Consider the following 15,614-nt stretch of genomic DNA (forward strand, 5'->3'; position numbering starts at 1 on the left):
GTAAACAAAAAAAAAACCCTCAGAAATCCTGGAATGAAGTATATCACATAATATAGTAATTTCCTTGAGGGGGTAAGTGTTACTGCAAAAGGGACAAAAAAAACACAATCCAAAATAAAGAACTCATCCTATCATAATAGCCGCTCCTAAATTTTTCAGGAGCGGCTACACGCTTAATTCAAATTGATTATAAATCTATCCCCTGCATTGCCACCCAAAACGATCAAGCCACCTTTGGGCAGCACAACCGAATTGTTATGGCTGGCAGTTGAAAAATCTACAACCGTTCCGTTTTCATCATAGACAGCGAACCCTCCACTTGTTGGAACATCAACGGTCATCGTTTTATGGGCTACGTTTTTATCTATTTTAAACCATGTGGCTTGACCATTCGATGGTATGGTGTACACTGATTTCCCGCCCAGGACAGGTTTAATAGCATCCTCACTGATGTAGGACTGTCCATCTATGGTTAAATACTCTGAACCATCCTTAGTAGTAAAATTCAAATCAAATGCATCTCTTCCTCTCATAACAGGAATCTCAACAGCATTAACGGCTTTATTCTCATCCACAATTTTAGTACCACTTGCGTATCCATTATGATCAACGGATATTTTTTTTGTTATAAATGATGGGGCCAAATAAAAAATAGAAGATATCTTTTCATCCAGGGCGTAATAATTTTTCCCGTTTCTATGTTCCCATGCCTTTTTAACAGTAGTATTTAGAGGATTGGCATCCAGCTTTTGATATTCATAAGTCACCATAACCATTTGACCTAATCCCGGAAAGTTTACGTAGAAGTTAGCCTTAATATACGTTTTCCCATTTTTTTGTTTGTCAAAGCCTATGGCTACACTGCCATCACTGCTTTTGAATTCTCCATTGCCTGTATACACATATTTTTGCGCCGGGACTATTCCATCCAGAAAAGCTGGTAATTCAAGCTCTCCGTTTTTAATTTCTACATTGATGGTTGTACCCACAGTTCCATATAATCCAGAATAAGTAAGTAAATCAGATGGCATTTCCACTTTTACAGGAGGTTCAAAGGTTTTACCTGGTAGAATGCCTTTAATGATGCCCTTGTCTTTTAGAAGCTCCAATAAAACATTAGAAGCAAAAATACTATCCAGGATGGAAGAACCTCCAGATGAAAGCACAGCCATAGAAATATGATGCTCTGGTATGGTGATCAAAGTAGAGTGATACAAAACAGTATCGCCACCCTTAGATAACGCAGTTATTCCGTAATCACTAAACGGTGCCAACTGAACCGCATCCCAACCAAGTCCATAATTAAAGCTGTTTGTCTCTTCAGGTACCCATACTCCATTTCGATATTCATGACTTTGCATGGACTTGGCTGATTGCTTAGATAAAATATCGGGTTTGTTCCCCGTTAATACTTCTGAAAACATAACCACCTCTTCCGCGGTGGAGTATAAGCCCCCTGTCCCGATGACATTGGCATTTTCAACCGGTAAGGCCCCCTCAATCGCAGGAAAATAAGTTTTGGACAGCTGTTGTCTATCAAATTGATCGAGAGGTGTTTTGGTAGATTTCAAACCCAAAGGGGTATTTATATGCTTTGCCAGGAAATCGGTGTAACTTAGACCGCTCACCCGCTCAACCAATATTTCGAGCAATTGAAATCCATCATTGGTATATACGGAATATTCGCCAGGGTTTGATTTTAAAGTTTCTGATTGCAACCTTAGCAAGAGCTCATCATGATTTTTTGTATCATTGTCATTAAATAACATACTATTTTTTAAGTGGGCACCGTAAAGGCCTGACGAATGATTTAACAGCATACGCGGTGTAATTTTTTTGTACCTTTCATCGGCCATTGTAAAGTCCTTAATGTATGTTGTGAGCGGCTGATCAATATCTACCTTATGGGCATCCACCAGCATCATCGTTGCAGCAGCTACATACATTTTGCTTGTAGAGCCTATACCAAACATCGTATCTTTGGTGATCGGCTCGTTGGTTGCTTTATTCTTTACACCCACGCTATCCGATAATACGATGTTTCCATGGTCCATAATGGCATACTGCACACCGCTAGCACCGTATTTGGATACCAGCTCTGAGGCCAGACTGCGAGCCTTTTCCTTGATGGGTTCAGGAGTGCCTTGAGCAAAAGTATTCGTCATTGGCAGCACAAAAAGCATAGCAGAAACGAACACAGCTATTATTTTCTTCATTCCATATTTCCTCCTCTTATAGCTTCATCAGACTTTATTACTGACCTGATCATACAACGAACGAGGATTCTATATAAAAAAACACCCTTAAACGTAAAAAACAATCCCTAAACAACAAGATGTCTAAGGAATGTCCTTATAAAATGGTAATAAAACCATATTATCGAATACTTTATTTTTCGTTTCAATGGTCATATTCCCACCGTATTTATCACATATTCTAGATATATTGGTTAAGCCAATGCCATGAACATCCAGGTTTGATTTTTGACTATGCAAATGAGCCACTTCATTCTCCACATGATTCAGAATGTGAATGAAAAGCGCAGATTCATTGGAATGTATTTTAATCAGAATGTACCTGTCATCAGCAATCTTGACCTTTTTAGATGCTTCTATGGCATTATCCAGCATATTCCCTAGAGCAACACATAAATCATAACGTTCAATATTTACTTTCTGTGAATATAAGTTAAGTTGGGTATCTACCTTTATGCCATTAGCTTGTCCAATATTAAGACTATTCGTGACAAGGGCATCTATAACCAGATTACCGGTATTAACCCTTTGATATGCTCCTTCGATTTTATTTAATGTGATCTTAATATGTTCACTCGCCTCAGCTAATTCATTTCTCTTGATACATTCGTCAATATACAAAAACTGTTGATGTGTATCATGAATGATTCTTTTTATATTTTTGAAGCTGTGAACCGTTTTTTCGTAGTTAGCATCTTGGTAGTCCATCTGATGTTGTAGTTGAGCATTTTCATGCATTAACTGGAATTTTTCAATAACATTATCGAAGATGTATATAATAAAAACATTTAAAGAAATAAAGCCAATAATAGAGCCAAAATAATACATATTCTTTTCACTATAAACAGATAAAACATTAACCTGGTATATACTTATGATGGGAACGATTAAAAATAAAAAATAGTAACGATGCTGCAAAGGGAAGGTTCTGCGTTTGGCGAATAGCCGTATAATCTGAATGACAGCAAACATGATAATACAGCTGAGTAGCATAACCTTAGAAAATATCAAGTGATCCTGTCCGCTCAAATGACTATAGTTGCTAATCTTAACGGAGTCTACAGCATATAAAATATACAGGGATAAAAGATTAACGATGGTGATCAACACAGCATAAAGAATGGAAAAAATGATCTTTGTCTTTATTTCCACGGTATAAGACTGAGCCAAGCTAAATATGACAAATAACGCCAAAATAGAGGAAAACGTAGGGGTCAGATAGACAGTTAAATATAAGAAGTTCAACAACCCGAAAATAATGAAATACATCGTTCTGTTCGGCTTTCGACTGGACTTATCAAAAACCGAGTTGAAATAAAAATTGACCTGAAAGCACATCACCAGTACGACACATAGGTTAAGAAACAGGTAGTTATATGCCATCATATTAATGCATCTTCATAATCATAAATTTGGTATACAAATCTTTAACTTCTTTTATTTTAGAACGTCCAATAGGCAACTTTACATCATTTGACATCAGAACATCACCGCCAGCAAATTTTTTGACATGAATTAAATTTATAATAATCGAACGATGAATTTGCAAAAAATTATGTTCCTTTAATGCTGATGCATAATCAGAAAGAATCCCTTTGCTATCATAGGTTTGTGTAGAGGTTACAAAATGCAGCTTATTTTTTATGGTTAAGCTTTTGACCACTTCAATACTAATGATATCATCATATTTTAAAAGCACTTCCTCATAAGCTGACTTGATGATAACGAATTTTTTATCGAGAGCTTGAAAATATTGACACAGCTTTATTATTTTTTCCTCAAAGATATGGGGAGCAATCGGTTTTATTAAATATTGAAATGTAACTACGTCAAAACTTTCCACCATATATTCAGGGTAGCTCGTTAAAAAAACAATCTGTTCATCTAGGTGATTTAAACTCCTTATTTTTCGGGCGGTTTGAATTCCGTTCATGCCATTCATTTCAACATCCAATATTAAGATATGGAATGGAGACTCATGGTTTTGATAATGAGATACTAGTTGTTCTCCTGAGTCGAATAATTCAACTTTAAATTCTATATTTGTTTTGATTGATAAAGCGATCAGCATATTTTTAACAAGCTCTCTTTGCTTGTACTCATCATCGCAAATAGCCACTCTATACATAAATGCCCCCTTTCCCATTACATGTTGCAAGGAAGTATAGTCTGAACAGTATACAATATTTTAATATTCTATATATAACTTTTGGATAAAACGCAAATTCAAATCCCTTAAATGCGATTTATTGTGTGCTATTCGTTCTTTATGCTTGGGCATTCCCTTTTTTCCATCGGGGGCTTGCGTAGGTTGGTCGGTTTGCGGACGATGTCGCTGGAATGAGGTTTGCTACTGTTTTGACTATTTTGACCCGTTGAATAAGAACACAACTTGTGATTTATTAGGAAGATAGGAATTGATGTATCAGGAGAACGACTTTCATACATAAGACTTATTGGAGGAATTTATGGATAATAAAAGGTATTTTTCAATTGGAGAAGTTTCTAGATTAAAAAATGTTACGATAAAAGCCCTACGTTATTATCATAATATTGGTTTGTTAATACCTGCATACACTAATCCCGAAAACGGTTATCGCTATTATACAATTAATCAATTCATCTATCTGGATATTATAAAAATTTGCAAGCAAAGTAATGTAAGTGTCAAAGAAATTAAAGCTTTATTTGCTAAAGCCGATACTAATTACCTTAAATTTTACTTGGAACAGAAAAATGAAGAAATTCATAAAGAAATAAAGAAATTAGAGCAACTTAATAAACAAATAGAAATATTAAAGACAGCTATCCATTCATCTGAAGATGGACTCATGAACAATGGATTTAATATTCAAACATTTAAAGACAGATACTTTTTAAGTTTACCTACTCAAGTTGGAGAACTTAATGAGATAAAGTCATTCGATAAGTTAGATGAAAAATTAGGCGAATTGGCAGTCCAAACGTTTCAGTATGGATTAATTTATTCATGTCACCATGATAATTGGAAAATCAGTGATGTATTTCGTCTAATAACATCAGATGATTATAGATTGCTTAAAGATACCTTTAATGTATCTAAATTATCAAAAGGAGAATATTTAACTATTAATTGCACGGGAGATACTGAAATTGAAACATTTCAATTAGTAAAAGAATATTTGGAGAAAAACAGTTTGACGTGTAATAAGGTTTATATGTTTTATCTAGTGACAGATGTTTTTAATCAATATAATCATTTCTCTCAATTTCAAATTAGTCTAAAGCCCACCCTATAAATAAGGTGGGCTGACTTTTAGCTTATAGCTTGTATTCATAAATAAAATTTGTATTTTCGAGTTTGCCGTTAGGTAGATTAAATACAGTTACTTCTTCATCAAGACGGACAAATCCATTATGATCATAGAATCCATAGTTACTCATTGTATCTGTATACACATAAATTTTATTTGTTTTTGTATTTTTTAAGTAAGAGATGAGCTCATTAAATAATTGTTTCCCTACCTTTTTTCCTCTAGCTCCTTCAGAAACAGCAAAGAATTCTAAGCACCCCTGAAACTCATCTTCTTTTCCTCTAATTAACTTGCTGTATGCCTCATTAGTCATAGAGGTGAGTTCAACAAATACTTTTCGTTCGATGTCATTTAGATTTAAGAGTTGTAGCAATTCACTTGTATAATCTTCTTGTAACAATCTATAAGATGTTATTTCACCAACTCTTGAACCAAAAATTACACCAATGACTTCTCCATCTAATGTAGCTACTCTTCCAAAAGTACTTTTATTTAATATTGGACTTATGAACATCATTGTAACTGCTGCATTTATTATGCCGTCATCCTCGATAAAATCCTTTGCGTTCCAGGTATCTGCGATAATCGCTTTAATAGGTTCTATATCCTCTTTTCTAATGTCTCTAATAACTAAGTTCATTTTGACTTCCTCCTTTTAATCGATTAGCTTACAAACTGAGTTTAATGTCTCCCCTAATGGGGAGAGTCAAGTATTTAATGCAGTGTCTTTTTCAACAGGGCTCACTTACAAGAATAGACGGCTAATAGTCATGTTAAACTGGGAAGTTTGGTCCGCTCGGAACCTGGTGACGATGGTACGATAGCAACGCCAGATGCCATCGATTGTCGATATTCAGTTTGGCACCTGTTCCAAGGGCGTTTAATACGCTATCGCTCTGTTTTTGAAGTTTTTCATAACATCATTATGCTAACTAAAAAATCCCCTAGCGGGGTCTATTCAGCTATCTCTCCCTGGACAGGCAAAAGCAGCCCTATAGGGCTGCCTCTTCTGCTGTAATCATACTAATTGCTCGTATATTTTACCCAGTCATATTCGGCATACAGCGGATTTGCTCCATTATATGACCCTAACCAGCTATCTACTCCGGTACCATTCCATAAATTCATCATAATTTTGCCTGGCGTACTTGGAATATTCGTGGTTGCTGTATGTTTCAGAACACCGTCAACGTACCATTTAATATACCCTGGCTGCCAATCGAAAGCATAGGTATGGAAGCTCGTTGAAGCATCAAAGCCAAGATTGATAATTTTCTCGTGCCCACCGACTCCATTGGTATAATAGTTAAACTGTACTTTTGTCGTGTCCTTTCCTAAAAATTCGATATCTATTTCATCCCATTGCGTGCCATGGGAAGGTCCTGTATACGTGAAAAAGGATGAGACAATTCCCGTATTTTTAGCAGGCTTCATGCTGACCTCGTACAGGCCATATCCGTAATTGTTCGTTGATCGGTACTCCCCACAATCAAATTTGTTGTTCGCCGGACTCGTTAAACTCAGCTTGAGCTTTCCATCATTCGTAAAGTTAACATTGTTGGCACGCCAAGTGCAATTGAACATCTGCCCATTGGAGTACCCATCTGCCTTTTGCCAAGTACTTGAATTAAAATAACTTAATGGTTCCCAGAACACATTCCCCGCAAATGCGCTTACCGAAAAAAACAGAGAAATCACACCTGTGATCATCAGCGTAAACCAAGACTTCTTCTTCATCATACACCTCCAAGGACAATTTCAAATATGAATGAAAGTTGTGGAATGTGGTTTCCAGCAAACGTAATATGATCTGCCGAAAACCAAATAATAGAGCTTGCCTGGACATTTACCCGCTAATAGCGTTCTCTTGGAATAACAGGGCGGGTCCCTCGATTTTGCAAAAGCTCCAAAACACCTACTGTTTATATGAGCGATCATAATGAAAATTCAATAAAATCCACGTAGGCATCCCAAGTGCCGTCATCACTCGTCAAGGCGAGTTTGATCTCCTGATCTCCAGTAGCGTGAGTAATATTGGACAAGGTTTGTACAGTCGGCGTTTTGCCCGTGAAATTGAAGGAACCTACAGTTACTCCGCCAATAACCAAGTCCACCTTGGCAGTACCAGCATTGCTTGAAGCCCCCCGCACTGAGATATTATGCGTAGAGTTGGCAAAATACTGTGAATATGATACATAGTCAGCATTGGCATACAAAGCGACCCCGTCGAACGGTGCACTGATCTTGCCTGCATAAGTGCCGCCAATCTTCATATTCTCGGCTTCAACCTTGGTTATCGTATTCCCTCCCGTGTTGGGAGTGAACTGCCAGGCATCCAAATTCAACAGATTGCCGCTGCCTGACCCAGTAAACACCAGATAGATGTTGTGAACCCCCGTTGCATTATTGATCGTGGTCTCTACTTCTCTCCAGGTCTGCATACCTCCAGTTGAAGGTACTTTCAAGGAGCCGACTAGAGGACCTGTTTCACTGTCAAGCCGTACTTCAATGTTGCCACCGACATTAGTGGCCACATTAGCTTTGAATGTCTTCGCTCCAGCAGAGCCAAAATCAGCCTTCCCGACAGCGATCCAGTCCCCATTATGGATGTTGGTCACATTCAGATTGCTAATCGGGCCGCCACTGGCTTGTGTGGGTTCGGTCGTAACGCCTGCTTGCCAGGCAATGGTCTCCGCTTCAACTCTGGTATATGGGTTCATATTGGATAGCTGAGCGATTCCTGTCATATTCCCTTGCACCTCAGAGATGCTTCCGTCCTCCTTGTGCACCAGCTTATTAATATGCGGAGAGCGATAGCCTTTTCCAGCTCCAATTTGAGCCTTGCTGACCGTTTGGGCATGGTATACGACATACCATTCATTCTTAAAATTAAATACAGCATGGTGGTTGTTGCCTCCAACGCCGAAGAACGTATACGGATTTTTTAGGAAATGACCTTTATAAGTGAAGGGACCCATCGGGTTGTCGCTAACCATATAACCGATTTCACCTGCAGGGTACTGTTGAGGGTGTGTTCCGGCAAAGTTGATACAGTACGAATAGTAGTATTTGCCGTTATATTTATGAATACCGGAATCTTCAAACAGGTAAGGAGCGTCTATAGTGGTGGCGCTTCCAATAACGCTGGTCATATCTGCGCCTAATTTGATGACTCTGGCGGTTTTAGGATTTGCAATGGAAGCCGGATCCGACTCATTAGGAATTCCGCCACCGCTATACAGGTATCCCGTGCCATCATCATCTACCAGTACAGCCGGGTCAAAAAGCCAAGTCACGCCAGCCATCCCAGGTGTACTATGTGTCACAAGCGCTTTGCCAAGGGGATCTGTCCAAGGTCCGATAGGCGTGTCTGCTGTTAGGACACCAATACCTGCTCCCCCATTGGCAAAATATAAAAAGAACTTGTCTCTGCCATTTATTTTTTTATGCGCAACTGCTGGAGCCCAAGAGTTAGAGGCCCATTTGGCAATGCCTCTTCCACTGTTTTTGTTGTTGGCACCTGCGACTGGTATCGTTCCGTGATCCGTCCAGTTCACCATGTCTGTAGAGGATATGACCTGGATACGATCCAGCGCACTGAAGTCGTTTTCTTTAATCGATCCATCCTTGTTATACACGTACGTATCACTTGACATGAAAATATACACTCTTCCATCATACACCAATGAATAGGGATCAGCTCCCAATTTATGATCCATTAGAGGATTGGAATTTCCAGGTATCTTTGCCAGTGGTCGATTGGCAGCATCTACATTTAGCATGGGAAAGACGCTGAGCAATAAAGCGAAGGAAAGAAATAAAACTAGACATTTTCTAATCATAACATAACCTCCGTTTTTTATATGGTCTAAAGCTGAGCTATCCGTAAATTTATCAAACTTAAGAATATGCTCAGACCTTTACCCGCAAGGAGAACTGACATAAAGAGTGGTAAGGGATAGAAATAATTTGAAACCGCTTACAAATCATTGTTTGGAAACGCCCTACAAGAGAAGTCAATACTTACTTATCTCTGTCCTTATGCTGTGAACTTCAGTATTAATTGAATAAAGTATAGAATATAAAATATTAAGTACTAATATGTAATTCGATTCATAATAATGGATTTATTTGGAATGATCATACCATACTCTATCAAATATAACAATATCATTCTAATTTAAAAGAGCACACCAAAAGGGATGTAACCTACCGATTTGCTCTGTGAAATACTGACGTTTTTCCGTAACCGTTTAAGTATAATATTTGCCCTGAATGGGTTGAGTTTGATTGTAGGCGAGCAAATTAAAGGCAGACTGTCTGTTAGGGCTATTGAGCAAAAGCCACCCGCTAAATACATCACAATCTAGGCTTGGCCCACCGAAAGTTGAGTTAGGTTATTTCTAAAATCGGGCGATCTCCTCTGTTGGACAGCGTCGATTTACAACCTTGATTAAGGCTAAAGTTGAGGACCGAGCCATGCTGGAGCATAACTCCTTTTGGATTTCCGGTTGATCCAGAAGTATAGATGACGTAGGCCAAATGCTCTGGGCGAGCAATCGCCTGCAGGTTGCTGCTTTCTCCCTGATACAATGCTGCATCCTCAAGAAATATAGCATTGGCATGGCAAGGGTGCTCTTCTGCCAGATCACGACTGGTCAGAAGCACTGCCGCTTTGCTGTCTTCCATCATGTATTCAATACGAGATGACGGAAATTCGGGATCAATCGGCACATAAGCTCCGCCTGCTTTTAGAACGGCCAGCAGACCTACAATCATTTCCACTGAGCGTTGTACCATCAGGCCAACCAGCTTGTCAGGTCCTACTCCCTGTACTTGAAGGATTCGTGCCAATGAATTCGATCGTTCATTCAGTTCCCGATAAGTTAGACTCTGATTTCCAAATACAACCGCTGTCTGATCCGGCGAACGTTCTGCCTGTTCCTCGAATAGCTCATGAATACCCACATCGTGTGGAAAGGGGACAGCTGTCGCATTAAATACATCCATAATTTGTGTCCGCTCTTCGTCACTCATCAGTGACAACTCCTGAATCCGCTTCTGTGGCCCTTTCACCATATGCTCTACCACACTCACGAATTGGCGAATAATTCGGGCGATCTCCTGCTCGCTGAACAGCTCAGTCCGATAATCCAGTTGCAATACAAGTTTATCGTCATCCAGCATGTCTATCATGGCAATATCGAAGTCGCTCACCGTATCTCCGCAGAAATCAGTATGTACCTGCTGAATGGCTTCATCAAAACGAGAGAAGCTCAGCGTACGGTACTGAATGGTAACGCCAAACAAGCGGCCAATATCCGTGCCGCTTTGCTGTTCACGCAAATCCTGCATGATTTTGTTATACGGATAACGCTGATGCCGCAAAATGGACGCCTGCTCCTTGCCAACACCGTGTAGAAAAGTGAGCAACTCGGATTCCGGCTCAACTTGCAGACGTGTAGCCACAGTGCTGACGAACATGCCCATTGTATTTTTTTCCTTCTTTAACGTGCGGTTAGCATACAATGTACCAACGGTTAAATCTTGTTCACCTGTCGTTTTATGTAAAAAAATATACAATGCGGCCAGGAAAAATGTAAAAATACTGATGTTATGCGCCTCGCAAAAAGCCGTGACACCACGATATAATTCGTGCTCCAGTGTATAAACCTCTCGGTGTGCAGCCGTGCTTATCGTGAGCGGATTGTAAGACTTTAAACCTGTAACCTCCGGCAAGTCGGCAAATTTCTCCGTCCAGTACACCTTGTCCTTTTGGTAGCGTTCTGATTGCTCATAGCTTTGCTCCGTCTGAATAAAATCGAGATATGAGTTCGCTGGGACCGGCGTATCTGAACCTGTACCATGTACAATATTCATATAGTTCCCCGTAATTTCATTAATGGCCTGCTCCATGGTAACGCCGTCAGAAATAATATGATGCATCTTGAAACTAAACCAGGTGTCTTCTGCCCCCAGCTGCAAAATAACAAATCGATACAACTGCGAATCCAGTAAGGGGAACGGCTGGGCATTATGATGACTCACCCATAGCTCAGCTTCCTCTGGAGTAACCTGAAGGGTTTCTATGCTTTGAGCAGCAAACGGCTCAACATATTGATAGGGAATGCCGTCCCGAACCGTGATTTTGATACGAAAAGAATCGTTTTGTGCAACCACCCGGTTCATTGCCTCCTGCAATGCATCTATGCGAACCGTTCCCTTGATTTTAACAGTGGTAATAATCGTAGATGTGTTGCGATTGGGATACACAAGCTCCGTGTACCAAATACGTTGCTGTGGCTGGCTTAATGTAAACAATTGAACATTGTGCTGAGTCATACGTATCTCTCCTCGCAAAATAGATATGGGTAAAAGTAACTCTGCTTAAATGACCTCCCTTGGCAAGGAACGGTCATGCGAGCCTTTTCTCCGGTATTAAATTGCCAATAGAAGTCAGTAAAAAGCGACCACTCCTGATATACCATTAAGATCTGAGTGTGCATATTTGTTGTAGCAGTTTGATAATTATGCTTTTGCCGCCACGGCACGCGACGACAATCGTTACCGTTTCTCCTTCTCCTATCAGGAAGCTGGTACCCTTCAGCCCCCGGAGCTTCGAGAAGCTGGTTTTGATCAAAACAAGTACATCTTCTTTTCTTCGCTCACACTTTCGCAGTGCAAGCTTTTTTAGTCGGGCAGACATGGTGAAAAAACTCTGACTCTGGATGTATGAATATGTGCATGGAATGGGAACATTTTTGAATTATGCTGTGAGTGCATCTTGGTGGTGGGTTGTAGAACGGTTGCCGCAATGTTAACAACGTAGTGTGTCGTGATGTGTGCTGTCTAAATCTTGGCTTGAGGGTATTGATGCTATGAGACACATGAGCTACTGCACCGTGGTTAGGAGCGTAATTCTAGGTTGAAGGGGGCAAAAACTCACGATTGCGCTTATGACTTCCTGATTTTGTACATGGATAAAAAAGCGACGGTCATCGAAAGAGCTAGCGAAGTTTCCACGCTGCTAGGAAACGTTTCGCACTCCTCAAAATCTGTGCACAAACGGGCATAATCATTTGAACTAACCGTGCATTTTACAGTACTTCTTCAGGTGTTTTCTGCATCAAATGAAGCTCTTCGGTGAAAGGTTAATCTGAATAAATAGGATTTGTCTTTGGAATACGGAAGATATGGGACAGATTTACCGGAATGATGCTATGGACAGATAATCTTGCAGTCTTGTTTATACAACTGCCATGATTTTTGGATACAGTCAGTGCTCCCTACAGTGTCTACAAAAGAAAACAGCTTATGTACTTATGAAGCCATTTTAGGCAATGCTCTCATGTCCGGTGAAACAAAATAACTGGGTCTTCTCAGTCAGATTGGATCACGATTTTCAAAAGCCAAGACACGACCGAGTCGCCATAAAAATTTCTAACACCCTCTTTCTGTCCATAATATAGCAGTAAATCCTTATATATCTTCTTTACTCCCAATACTTTCTAGCTATTTTAAATATACAAACTTTAAAACCGATTAACATGGGACATAAGTTCCAAATTGATAGATTTCATAAAATTAATAAACAGCCCATATTATTCTATTATATTTATATCTTTAAATGCAAGAATTGCACTTTTTTATTAAATTGAATACTAAGCATGACAAGTTAATGTGATTTAGAACAAAATTTTTGATTTTATAACCGATAAAATAAAAATGATGTATGCTTGCATGAAACTCCAAACCCCTTGCACCAAAACAAATTTTACATTACATATCATTAACACAAATGTAACAAACCGTTCCCGACACCATCCGACAATTTTCAACTTTTTCAGCGATTATCTTTAACTACCTAAATCATGGTATTTATTTACTCAAGCTGAATTAATTCAAAATTAATAACTCTTCACTTTTTAAATAGATAGTGATTTTTTTAGCTCTTTTGAACTATTTTCCAAGCGGAATTTTCTTTAAATTTTCTCTTGAAATTTCTATTTAAATTAAATATTCTCTCATTTCAGCTATAAATTTTATTTTTTTATTAATAGAAACGTTTTGATTTTTCATTAAAAGTTTAGATTTTTAGAGAATTTATAACTTTTGGACCATTACTTTTGTAAAATGTATTGACCCGAAAACACAAAATAGCAAGTCTCCATGTGGCAGGAAGACTTGCTATTTTTTTAAGTTTTGGCGACTTGACCTTAAATAATGGAGTGAATATTGACACAGTGGAAGTACCGAACATATTTGTCGTGTGATGGATACTTTGTACAAATCGAATCGTTTTTGTGCCAAGCTTGTAATGAAACTACCCCCAAGGCAATTTGTATTCGTGCAGCTCCCGATCCCATTCCCATGTTGATTTATCGCTTCCTAAGCGGCTAACGCAATTTGGTCCAGAATTCCCCACAATAACATTTTTGATTGCTCACAATGATCTATACCTTCTCTGATCAAGGAAGTGGTTTGAATAAACGGTGCATCCCAAAGCTCATGCGACCAATTTGCAAGCATTTGCTGGATACAATCAGTGGTAGATTCCAAATGAAACTGCAAACCTAGAACATGTTCTCCATACGCAAAGGCTTGATTCTCACAAGCTTCGGAGTAAATGAGATGCTGGGCCCCATCAGGCAACGTGAACGTATCTCCATGCCAAGCGAATGAAGTGAATTTTTCGGGAATTTTAGCTAACCATGCATGGTATTCTTGCGTCCTATGGAAGCCATGCCAGCCAATTTCCTTTTCGCGGTTTGGAAATACGGATCCTCCTAAAACCTCCGATATCATCTGAGCCCCTAAACAAATTCCTAGTACTTTTTTCTTCATTTCGATTGCAATTTTTACAAACGCCTTCTCCTCAATAAGCCATGGATGTTCTTTTTCTTGGTAAACACTCATGGGTCCGCCCAAAATCACAAGGAGATCTAATGTTTTAAGCCACTTCTTATCAATACCTTGGGCAGGATCCTGCACGATTAGTTCGTGACCTGCATGTTTGGACCACGAAGCGATTACGGATGGATCGTCAAATGAAAAGTGACGAAATACAACAATCTTCATATACACTCACCCCTCTTGTTGAATAATCATATATTATCTCACTTTTCAGTATTAACAATATGATTATCCCGAATAATGGGATGATAACAAAAAATATAACTATTCCCCATCACTTCCCTGAATAACGAAACAGGAATTGATAAGGCAGATGATGTGCAATGAATAGGTGTTTCTAAGCAAGCCAAACTACCTAACACGTCCTCGATAGCCAAGCTCGTTGGATATGAGGTTAGCATACTTTTTCACCATGTTTGAATACTTTTCGATGTTAACTTCCCCAAATCTTATCGAAGGTCCAGCAACATTCAAGGAACCGATTACGGTGTTCTCGTATGAGAAGATAGGAGCGCCGATTCCTGTGGTTCCCTCCGTTGCCTCGCTTATTGAAATAGCATATCCATTCTGTTTAATCGTCAAAAGTTCTTGTTCGACATCTTTTCGTAAAAATGCTTTTAAAGAAGTAGCCTCACTCCATTCGAAGGAATCCATGATTGTTTTTTGCAGCATTGGGTTCAGGAAAGCCAGAATAACTCGATTAGAGGCTCCTATAAACAATGGCAAACGCAGCCCAATGGGTTCTGATATTTTCAAGACTTGTGGTGAGTCGACAGAATCAATGTAAATTCCTTCTGCATTTTCTCGAACCGATAAATATACAGTCTCCTTTGTTTGTTTCGATATCTCCTCCATAAAAGGTCTTGCGATGGTACGCAACATTAAACTGTCCCACATTAAAAAACCGTACTTCATAATGGACAGACCAAGCTTGTAACGTTTCGTCTTTGTATTTTGGGCCACAAAGCCATGTTCCGCTAATGAGGTAAGCAAGCGATGCACGCTCTGCACCGGCATATTTAACGCTTTGCTTATTTCCGTCACACTCATATCTTTCTCAGTGCCTTGCGGAAGCAGCAAATCCAAAATTTGAACAGCCTTAGAAATTACACCAGACAATCTGTTTTCACTCCTCAACTCCAATTTGGACTCA

10 protein-coding genes are annotated in these 15,614 nt (G+C 39.2%); 1 reads left to right on the forward strand and 9 read right to left on the reverse strand.

The window, feature by feature from the left end; translation table 11 throughout:
- Nucleotides 1-173 precede the first annotated feature (173 nt).
- The 3 genes from G7035_RS22750 to G7035_RS22760 form a co-directional block, all read right to left on the reverse strand.
- Nucleotides 174-2,216 (reverse strand): serine hydrolase domain-containing protein, encoded by a 2,043-nt coding sequence (locus G7035_RS22750; RefSeq protein WP_019687283.1) that lies wholly within the window; start codon nucleotides 2,214-2,216, stop codon nucleotides 174-176.
- Between the two features lie 123 nt (nucleotides 2,217-2,339).
- Nucleotides 2,340-3,641 (reverse strand): ATP-binding protein, encoded by a 1,302-nt coding sequence (locus G7035_RS22755; RefSeq protein WP_019687282.1) that lies wholly within the window; start codon nucleotides 3,639-3,641, stop codon nucleotides 2,340-2,342.
- Between the two features lies 1 nt (nucleotide 3,642).
- The gene (locus G7035_RS22760) at nucleotides 3,643-4,383 is read right to left on the reverse strand and encodes a LytR/AlgR family response regulator transcription factor (protein WP_019687281.1); all 741 of its coding nucleotides are present in this window, start codon (nucleotides 4,381-4,383) and stop codon (nucleotides 3,643-3,645) included.
- Between the two features lie 340 nt (nucleotides 4,384-4,723).
- Between G7035_RS22760 and G7035_RS22765 the strand changes: the two genes are divergently transcribed.
- A complete protein-coding gene (locus G7035_RS22765; protein ID WP_019687280.1) occupies nucleotides 4,724-5,533 on the forward strand; it encodes a MerR family transcriptional regulator in 810 nt (269 codons plus the stop codon).
- A gap of 22 nt (nucleotides 5,534-5,555) precedes the next feature.
- On the opposite strand, the gene G7035_RS22770 is transcribed toward G7035_RS22765, so the two are convergent.
- The 6 genes from G7035_RS22770 to G7035_RS22795 form a co-directional block, all read right to left on the reverse strand.
- Entirely contained in the window at nucleotides 5,556-6,188 is a 633-nt protein-coding gene (locus tag G7035_RS22770) for a GNAT family N-acetyltransferase (protein ID WP_019687279.1), read from the reverse strand.
- Nucleotides 6,189-6,571: 383 nt separating this feature from the next.
- Nucleotides 6,572-7,285, reverse strand: a complete 714-nt coding sequence (bglS, locus tag G7035_RS22775; RefSeq protein ID WP_017426919.1) for a beta-glucanase — start codon at nucleotides 7,283-7,285, stop codon at nucleotides 6,572-6,574.
- Nucleotides 7,286-7,482: 197 nt separating this feature from the next.
- On the reverse strand, nucleotides 7,483-9,390 hold the full coding sequence (locus G7035_RS22780) for a carbohydrate-binding protein (RefSeq protein ID WP_019687278.1): 1,908 nt from the start codon (nucleotides 9,388-9,390) through the stop codon (nucleotides 7,483-7,485).
- Between the two features lie 550 nt (nucleotides 9,391-9,940).
- Nucleotides 9,941-11,890, reverse strand: coding sequence for a non-ribosomal peptide synthetase (locus G7035_RS22785; protein WP_019687277.1), 1,950 nt, complete (start codon nucleotides 11,888-11,890; stop codon nucleotides 9,941-9,943).
- A gap of 2,046 nt (nucleotides 11,891-13,936) precedes the next feature.
- Nucleotides 13,937-14,626, reverse strand: a complete 690-nt coding sequence (locus G7035_RS22790; RefSeq protein WP_019687275.1) for a type 1 glutamine amidotransferase — start codon at nucleotides 14,624-14,626, stop codon at nucleotides 13,937-13,939.
- Nucleotides 14,627-14,812: 186 nt separating this feature from the next.
- Complete coding sequence (locus G7035_RS22795) at nucleotides 14,813-15,547, reverse strand: IclR family transcriptional regulator (RefSeq protein ID WP_230877340.1); 735 nt, start codon at nucleotides 15,545-15,547, stop codon at nucleotides 14,813-14,815.
- Nucleotides 15,548-15,614: the final 67 nt, after the last annotated feature.

The organism is Paenibacillus polymyxa (assembly GCF_015710975.1).
Taxonomy (GTDB): domain Bacteria; phylum Bacillota; class Bacilli; order Paenibacillales; family Paenibacillaceae; genus Paenibacillus; species Paenibacillus polymyxa.